Here is an 8029-nt window from a genome sequence, read left to right on the forward strand (position 1 = left end):
ATGGCAGGTGGGGAACGCCCGAGGACGCCGGGGCTTCCGAACCCCACCGGAACCCGGGAGGTCGGCGCTTATATGCCGCGAGTGCGTCCCCTGCAATGCAGCCGGAAGCCCAGCGTCCGTGCGGGCGGGTTTTCACTCCTGTCATCCATGAACAACGCCAGGGGGCCGGCCCCTTCCGGAGGGCTCAGGGGCCAGCGGGAGGGCTCACCACCGGTGTAGGCGTGGGTGAGGGGGCGCCGGTACGCACGTTCAGTCGCTCCCGGAGGAAGCGCTCGACGCGGGCCTCCACCCGCCCGGGGGCTTCGAGTGGGGTGGTGTGGGTGCCTTCGGGGATGAGCTCCAGCTCGGCGCCGGGGATCCGGTCGGCCATTTCCTCGGAGATCCAACCCGGCGTGAACTTGTCCTGGCCGCCCGCCACCACCAGCGTGGGGACGTCCACATGAGGCAGGTGGTCCCACGCGTTGTGCTCCGCCATGGACTCCAGGGTGCGCACGAAGACGACGGGGTCCATCCGGGCCAGGTGGTCGAAGTAGGGGGCCAGGTCGTTGCGGGCGATGCGCTCCCGGTTCATCTCCAGGGTGATGGCCAACTGCACGGCCAGCTCCGTGCGCAGCACCGTGTGGATGATGCGGGCGGACTGCTCGGGGTAGCGCTCCACCACGCGGCGGATGAGCGGGAATGCCCGCTTGAGCGCGGTGGAGTCGTGGAAGGTGTCCAGCGGGTTGCCGTAGCTGCCGCACACCAGGACGAGCCCACACACGCGCTGGGCGTAGCGGCGCTGGAACTCCAGCGCCACCTGGACGCCCATGGAGTGGCCGAAGAGGACGACGCGCTCCATCCCCACGGCGTCGAGCATCCGCCGCAGGTCATCGCAGGTGTACAGCATGCCGATGCGAGAGCGGTCCTCGGGGACGGTGGAGCGGCCGTGGCCCCGGTAGTGCCAGCGCAGCACGCGGTGGTTCCGGACCAGGTAGGGCGCCAGGTACTTCCAGGCGAAGCCGTCACAGCCCAGGCCGTCACAGAAGACCATGCCCGGAAGGCCATCTCCCTGGACCTGGTAATACAACTGCGCGCCATCCGGGACGCGCAGGCGATCCTGGTGGAAGTACCGCGGACCAGGGCTCATGCGTCGCCCATCTCCGACTCGTCCTCGGGCAGGCCCTTGTCCAGGCCGTAGCGCGAGATCTTCAAGATGAGGTTGGAGCGGCTGATGCCCAGCTCTCGCGCCAGCCGGCTCTTGTTGTAGCGCGTGCGCATCAGTCCCTGCTGAATCATCTCCCGCTCCAGGGCCTCCACGGCCTCGTGCAGCTTGCCGTGGGCGCGCGGAGAGATGAAGGGGCCTCCTCCGGGCAACACGGCGTCGCGGATGCGGCTGGAGATGAGCTCGGCGGGGATGGACTCCAAGTCGCCCCCCAGCACGAGCAGGCGTTCGATTTCGTTCTCCAACTCGCGGATGTTCCCCGGCCACGCGTACGCGCCCAGGATGGCCAGGGCCTCCGCGTCCAGCCCCCGCGCGCGCTGGCCCTCGCGGTGGTGTTTGCGCAGGAAGTGGTCGATGAGGACGGGCATGTCGTCGCGCCGCTCCCGCAGGGGCGGCAGCTGCACGCGGATGACGTTGATGCGGTAGTAGAGGTCCTCGCGGAACTCGCCCCGCTTCACCAGCTCGCTCAGGTCCTTGTGGGTGGCGGCGATGACGCGGACGTTGACCTCCTTGAGCTGCGTGCCGCCCACGGGCAGGAAGGTTCCCTCTTGGAGCACGCGCAGGAGCTTCACCTGCAGCGCGGCGGACATGTCGCCCACTTCATCCAGGAAGAACGTGCCGCTGTCGGCGACCTCGAAGAGTCCCTTCTTGTCGCGCAGCGCGCCGGTGAAGGCGCCGCGGGTGTGGCCGAAGAGGGCGCTCTCCAGCAGGTTGTCGTTGAAGGCGGAGCAGTTCTGCACCACGAAGGGCTGCTGCGCGCGCGGGCCGCTGAGGTGGATGGCGCGGGCCACCAGCTCCTTGCCGGTGCCGGACTCGCCATTGATGAGGACGGTGGAGTCGGAGTTGGCCACCTTCTCCATCAACCGGAACACCTCCATCATGGGCCCGGAGCGCCCGATGATCTTCTCGAAGCGGTAGCGGTCGCTCAGCTCACGGGACGACCCGGGCGCGCCGTCCTCCTGCCGGGAGGCCTCCGCCGCTTCGTGGTTGGCGATTTCGTTCGCCGCGCACTCGAGCAGGTCGGACAGCTTGCTCAGCTCGGCGCCGTCCAGGACGGGAACCTGCTCGCTCCTCCCGTCCAGGGTCGCGTGCTGCGGGGCGAACTGGCGCACCTTCGACTTGAGGACGTCCGCTTCGCGCGCGTCAAGAGGCTGGCGGGCGAAGCCCTCGACGAAGAGGAACCCCTCGTATTCGTTGGCGATGTAGAGGGGCGCGCCCACGATGCTGAAGTTGAGGTGGCAGTCGTGGATGAGCGAGCGGCGCACCTTCTTGTTGGCCTTGAACTTCTCGTTCAGTACACGGACGGACTGGCCGCAGCGCCGCAAGCCCTCTTTTGAGGTCAGGGAGGCACGGCAGAAGGCGTTCGGCGGCGGGCTGATTTCCCCGCGCTGCCACTCATGCACCATGCCGTGGCGGTCCGCGAACGCCAGCTCGACCTGCCACCACTTGCGGATGACATCCCTGAGCATGATGATGGTGTGCAGGTTCAGATGCTTCCCGTAGTCCATCCCCACCTCCGTCGCGTCTCCCCACGCTCCGGAGCAGGGGATGCCGGGCCTGGCGGCAGCCAGATTCCCGGCCTCTCATACCTCATGACTGGGCATTAGCCGCACCCCTCACTCCCGTGACTACTTCCCCTTACACCCGCGGTGAATCCGGGCATGGCCACGAGCATGACCACGGCGACGGACATGGCCATGGCCATCATCATCATGGCCATGGGCACGGTCATGGGCACGGTCCCCGGAGGGGCGGACTGGCGGAGGAGCGGAAGAAGGACAAGCGCCGGCTCATCTTCGCCCTGGTGCTGACGGCCACCATCGCGCTGGCGGAGGCGGTGGGCGGCTGGCTGACGAACTCGCTGGCCCTGATGTCCGACGCGGGCCACATGCTGACGGACGTGTCCGCGCTGGCGCTGAGCCTGGTGGCGCTGTGGTTCGCGGGCAAGCCGGCGGACGTGAAGAAGACGTACGGCTACTACCGGATGGAGATCCTCAGCGCGCTGCTCAACGGCGTGCTGCTGATGGGCATCACCGGCTTCATCCTCTATGAGGCCTGGGAGCGGGTGCGCTCGCCGGCGCAAGTGAACATCGGGCCCATGGCCATCGTGGCGTCGGTGGGCCTCTTGGCCAACCTGGGCGCGCTGGGGTTCCTGCACCGCTCCCACTCCATGAACGTGCGCGGGGCCTTCCTGCACGTGCTGGGGGATACGCTGTCGTCGGTGGGCGTGCTCGTGGGCGCGGGCATCATGGCGTACACGGGCTGGTACGTCGTGGACCCCATCATCTCGGTGGTCATCTCCATCGTCATCGTCATCGGCGCGGTGCGGCTGGTGCGCGACGCGGTGGACGTGCTGATGGAGGCGGTTCCGGCGCACGTGGACCTGGCGCAAATCAAGGAGCTGATGCTGCGCGCGCAGGGCGTCACGGCGGTGCATGACCTGCACGTGTGGACCATCTCCAGCGGCGTGTACGCGCTGTCCGCGCACCTGGTGGTGCAGGACCCCATGGTCTGCAACAACGACGAGATTCTCTCCGCGGTGAAGCACGACCTGTTCGACCGCTTCGGAATCGACCACACCACGATTCAAATCGAGAGCGAGACCTACTCCCACCTGGGCGAGGTCCACTGACGGCCCTGGGGCCCGGCCGGGGCCCCCCGTCCGCGTGCCCCAGCGGACGCTCCCAGCAGCTTCGCCTTGCCTCGGGCGGCGCGGGCGGATGATTCTCCGCGCTCCATGAACGTGCTGGACAAGGTGCTGACGTTACGGCCGGGGAACACGGTGGCGCGGGTGGGCGCGGGTTCGCGCGTTCCGCTGCTCAATCCCCGGGAGCTGCTGCGTGCCCTGGCGGAGGCGCCGGTGGCGCTGCCGTGCCTGCCGGTCCAAGCGAAGGGCGCCTTGCCGGGCCTGCTGCGCGCGGCCCGGTCGGAAGACGCCGTGCTGGGGCTGGCCTGCCCACACCCGCTGTCTGACCGGGGGGCGCCCGAGCGCTTCGTCGTGGCCGCGCACCAGGCGGCCGCCGAGGCCGAACACGCGCGGCCCCTGTTCCTCCAGGCCGGGCCCATTCGGGTGGCCCGGGCGGACGCGGACACCCTGGACGCCCTGAAGGACGGCATCTACCGCGTGGTGGACGCCGGCTTCTCGCTGGTGTCGTTGGACCTGTCCCGGCTGGACTCCTATGAGGCCGTGGAGGCCGTGAATGCCCTGGTGGCGCCGGTGACCGAGCGCGAGCTGGCGCTGGAGCTGACGGGACCGGCCGCTTCTGGCGGGTTCGTGGACGCGTACCGGACGCTGCTGGAGGGCCTCAGGCAGTGGAAGGTGCCAGTGGACTTCGTCCGTGTGCCGGAGTCCGCGCTAGGTGAGGGCGAGCCGGACGTGCGGCTGCTGCGGAGCCTGGTGGAACTGGCCGCGGAGTACGACGCCGTGCTGTCGGTGGGTGAGGCGGGCGCGGCGCTGGCCGGCGGGCTGCCCACGTACGTGGCGGCGGGCGTGCGCAAGGTGGACTGCGTGGGCGGCTTCGAGCGGCTCGCGCTGGGGGCGTGGCCCCCGGAAGTCCGCGCCAGCGTGGCGGAGAAGGCCACAGCCGCCGGGCTGCCCGCAGGCCAGCTGCTGAGCGTGCTGGAGGAGCAACTGCCGCCGCTGGACGACGCCGCGCGGGAGAAGCTGGAGGCCCTGTCCTTCATGGAGGCCACCGAGGTACTGGCCGCGCTGGGTGCCACGCGCACGGGGCAGGCGTCACTGCGCTTCCTGGCGGAGAAGCGGGGCGACTGAGGCCGGAGCGGTGTAGAAGGGGCCCATGCGAATCGTCGCAGGCACCGCCAAGGGCCGCGCCCTGGCCGGCCCCAAGTCCTCGTCCCTTCATATCCGTCCCACGGCCGACCGCGTCCGGGAGACGCTCTTCAACGTGCTGGGCCAGTTCCTGGACGGCCAGCGGGTGCTGGACCTCTACGCCGGCACCGGCGCGCTGGGCCTGGAGGCCGTGTCCCGTGGCGCGGGACAGGCGGTGCTGGTGGACCAGGACCGCGAGGCGCTCACCCTCTGCCGTGAGAACGCGCAGGCCGTGGGGCTCGCCGGGCAGGTGGAGGTGCTGGCCGCGCCGGTGGCCCGGGCGCTGGAGACGCTGAAGCGGCGGGGCGACCGCTTCGAGCTCATCTTCGCGGACCCGCCGTACGCCGCGCGCGTGGTGGAGACGGTGCTGGACGGCATCGTGGCCGCCGGGCTGCTGACCCCCTCTGGCATGGTGGTGGTGGAGCACGACAAGCGCGAGGCGGCGCCGGACACACATGCCGGGCTTGACCGGGAAGACCAGCGCCGCTTCGGGGATACGTTGGTGAGCTTCTATCGGGCGCCGTGAGCAGACCTTGACCGGCTCCCGGGGGCATCCGAGACTTCCCGGCACATGCTGGTCGCCATCTATCCTGGTTCTTTTGATCCGCTCACCAACGGGCACCTGAGCCTCATTCAGCGCAGCCTGAAGATGTTCGATCGGCTCATCGTGGCCATCGCGGTGAACCCGAAGAAGACACCGCTCTTCTCCGAAGAGGAGCGGCTCACGTTGATTCGAGAGGCCGTCCAGGACGACCGGGTGGAGGTCGACGCCTTCCACGGTCTGCTGGTGGACTACGTGCGGCGCCGCAACGCGGGCGTCATCGTTCGCGGGCTGCGGGCGGTGTCGGACTTCGAATACGAGTTCCAGCTCGCGAACATGAACCGCAAGCTGGCACCCGACGTGGAGACCGTCTTCATGATGACGGGGGAGGACTACTTCTACATCTCCTCCAACCTCGTCCGGGAGGTGGCCTCCTTCGGTGGGGACGTCACCGGGCTGGTGCCGCCCAACGTGCACGAAGGTTTGAAGGCCAAGTTCGCTGGACGGAAGTAGCAGGCAGTCCCCTTGTCCGGAGTGGGGCTCCGCGTTAGGCAGGGGACATGAAACTCGCTCACCGGCTCCAGGCCATCAAGCCGTCTCCGACGCTCGCTCTCAACTCGCGCGCCAAGGCGCTCGTCGCCAAGGGTGTGGATGTAGTAGTCCTGGCCGCGGGAGAGCCGGACTTCGACACGCCGGATTACGTGAAGCAGGCCGCGGTGGACGCACTGCGAGCGGGCTTCACCAAGTACACCCCGACCAACGGCATCCCGGAGCTGCGCGAGGCCATCTGCGCCAAGCTCGAGCGGGACAACGGCTTGCGCTACACGCCGGACCAGGTGCTCGTCACGTCCGGTGGCAAGCAGGGCCTCTACAACTTCTGCCAGGCGGCGCTGGAGGAGGGGGACGAGGTCATCATCTTCGCGCCCTTCTGGGTCAGCTACCCGGACATGGTGCGGCTGGCGGGTGCCACGCCCGTCATCGTCCCCACGCGCGAGGAGGACGGCTTCGCGCCGGACCCGGACGCCATCCGCCGCGCGCTCACGCCGCGCACGCGCGCCGTCATCATCAACAGCCCAGGCAATCCCACCGGCGCCGTCTATTCGCGCGCGGCGCTGGAGCGCATCGCGGAGGTGCTGCGGCCCCACGACTGCCTCATCGTCACGGACGACATCTACGAGAAGCTGCTCTACACCGACGAACGCCTGGGCATCAGCGACGTAGCGCCGGACCTGGTGCCGCGGCTGGTGGTCGTGAACGGCATGAGCAAGGCGTACTCCATGACGGGCTGGCGCATGGGCTACGTCGCCGGGCCCAAGCCGCTTTTGGCCGGCATGCAGATGGTGCAGGACCAGTCCACGTCCAACGCCTCCTCCATTGGCCAGAAGGCCGCGCTGGCGGCGTTGCAGGGGCCGCCGGACACCATCGCCGCCATGGTGAAGGAGTACCGCGAGCGCCGTGACTTCTTCATCGCGGGACTGAACGCGCTGGATGGCGTGCGCTGCCGGATGCCCGAGGGCGCCTTCTACGCCTTCGCGGACGTGCGGGGCCTGCTGGGCCGGTCGTACAAGGGCAAGCCGGTGACGTCCGCGATGCAGCTGTCGGAAATCCTCCTCGACGACTTCCGCGTCGCCGCCGTGCCCGGCGAGCCGTTCGGCGCGGAGGGCTACGTGCGCATGAGCTTCGTCACCTCGCGCGAGGTGCTGCAGAAGGGCCTTGCCCGGCTGGGTGAGCTGGTCAAGGCCCTGAGCTGACCGCTCAGTCCGTGTAGGCGAAGGCGCGGAACTCGTCGCGGTACTTGCGGTAGACGAGGACAGCGGGGCGGCCGGAGATGTTACCCACGGCCGTCCACACGTCCTTGGGGTTGCGCAGGTCCAAGCCCAGCCGCGCGGGCGCCTTGCCGTACTTCTTCTCCATGGCCTCCAGCGGCATCACTTCGACGTCATAGAGGGTGATGAGGTCCGTGCGCTTCAGTCGCAGCTGCTTCACCCACGCCGACACCAGCTCCTCCGGCGTGGCGTAGCGCTCCGCCTCCAGGCTGAACGGGTAGAGCAGCTCGTTCGAGGCGGTGCGTACGTCCCCCGTCAGCAGGGACTGGAGGAGGAAGCGCGCGTCCGCCTGGATGTCCTTGCGGATCTGCTCCTCGGGCGACAGCGGCGGCGCGTCCGGGATGGCGTCGCGCTTGAAATCGGCAAATCCGGGGGGCAGTTCGACCGGCGGTGCGTCCGCAGGGGGCGGTGTGGGCGCCGCGCGGGGTGACTCGGCGGCGGCTGCCGACTTCGGAGCGGCGGAGGCCCCGGAATTCGGGGCCGCGGCCTCGGCCTTCTTGGCGGCGGTGCGTGCCTTCTTGGCGGGGGCCTCAGAGGGAGCCGGCACAGCGGGCGCTTCAGCGGCCGGTGGCGTCGCGGGCGCCTCGGCCTGCTTGGGCTCCGCCTCGGGCGTGGGCTCCGCGGGCGTGGGG

At 69.3% G+C, this 8029-nt stretch carries 8 protein-coding genes; 5 read left to right on the forward strand and 3 right to left on the reverse strand.

The annotated features are described in order from the left end of the window. Positions 1-184: 184 nt before the first annotated feature. Positions 185-1126: an alpha/beta fold hydrolase gene (locus FMQ63_RS32540; RefSeq protein WP_011553413.1), complete on the reverse strand. Its 942-nt coding sequence runs from the start codon at positions 1124-1126 to the stop codon at positions 185-187. After that, the gene (locus FMQ63_RS32545) at positions 1123-2709 is read right to left on the reverse strand and encodes a sigma-54-dependent Fis family transcriptional regulator (protein ID WP_020478758.1); all 1587 of its coding nucleotides are present in this window, start codon (positions 2707-2709) and stop codon (positions 1123-1125) included. Before FMQ63_RS32545 ends, FMQ63_RS32540 begins: the two co-directional genes overlap by 4 nt. A gap of 116 nt (positions 2710-2825) precedes the next feature. Here FMQ63_RS32545 and FMQ63_RS32550 point away from each other — a divergent pair, with 116 nt between their 5' ends. The 5 genes from FMQ63_RS32550 to FMQ63_RS32570 all read left to right on the forward strand — a co-directional run bounded on the left by FMQ63_RS32550 (position 2826) and on the right by FMQ63_RS32570 (position 7322). After that, a complete protein-coding gene (locus FMQ63_RS32550; protein WP_011553415.1) occupies positions 2826-3833 on the forward strand; it encodes a cation diffusion facilitator family transporter in 1008 nt (335 codons plus the stop codon). A gap of 105 nt (positions 3834-3938) precedes the next feature. Further along, positions 3939-4973 carry a hypothetical protein gene (locus tag FMQ63_RS32555; protein ID WP_026129751.1) on the forward strand — a complete coding sequence of 345 codons (1035 nt, stop codon included), beginning with the start codon at positions 3939-3941 and terminating at the stop codon, positions 4971-4973. A gap of 25 nt (positions 4974-4998) precedes the next feature. Then, positions 4999-5556 carry a 16S rRNA (guanine(966)-N(2))-methyltransferase RsmD gene (gene rsmD, locus FMQ63_RS32560; protein ID WP_011553417.1) on the forward strand — a complete coding sequence of 186 codons (558 nt, stop codon included), beginning with the start codon at positions 4999-5001 and terminating at the stop codon, positions 5554-5556. A gap of 45 nt (positions 5557-5601) precedes the next feature. Beyond that, entirely contained in the window at positions 5602-6084 is a 483-nt protein-coding gene (gene coaD / locus FMQ63_RS32565; RefSeq protein WP_011553418.1) for a pantetheine-phosphate adenylyltransferase, read from the forward strand. Between the two features lie 47 nt (positions 6085-6131). Then, a complete protein-coding gene (locus FMQ63_RS32570; protein ID WP_011553419.1) occupies positions 6132-7322 on the forward strand; it encodes a pyridoxal phosphate-dependent aminotransferase in 1191 nt (396 codons plus the stop codon). Between the two features lie 4 nt (positions 7323-7326). Here the strand turns inward: FMQ63_RS32570 and FMQ63_RS38225 are convergent. Next, positions 7327-8029 (reverse strand): hypothetical protein (locus tag FMQ63_RS38225; RefSeq protein WP_228556535.1); only part of this gene is annotated, 703 nt, incomplete at its 5' end.

The sequence above is a fragment of the Myxococcus sp. CA005 genome, from assembly GCF_006518205.1.
GTDB classification, from domain to species: domain Bacteria; phylum Myxococcota; class Myxococcia; order Myxococcales; family Myxococcaceae; genus Myxococcus; species Myxococcus xanthus.

Coding starts and splice junctions, on each gene's coding strand:
- FMQ63_RS32540 (WP_011553413.1), bottom strand. CDS start 1,126: ATGAGCCCTGGTCCGCGGTACTTCCACCAGGATCGCCTGCGCGTCCCG.
- FMQ63_RS32545 (WP_020478758.1), bottom strand. CDS start 2,709: ATGGACTACGGGAAGCATCTGAACCTGCACACCATCATCATGCTCAGG.
- FMQ63_RS32555 (WP_026129751.1), top strand. CDS start 3,939: ATGAACGTGCTGGACAAGGTGCTGACGTTACGGCCGGGGAACACGGTG.
- rsmD (WP_011553417.1), top strand. CDS start 4,999: ATGCGAATCGTCGCAGGCACCGCCAAGGGCCGCGCCCTGGCCGGCCCC.
- coaD (WP_011553418.1), top strand. CDS start 5,602: ATGCTGGTCGCCATCTATCCTGGTTCTTTTGATCCGCTCACCAACGGG.
- FMQ63_RS32570 (WP_011553419.1), top strand. CDS start 6,132: ATGAAACTCGCTCACCGGCTCCAGGCCATCAAGCCGTCTCCGACGCTC.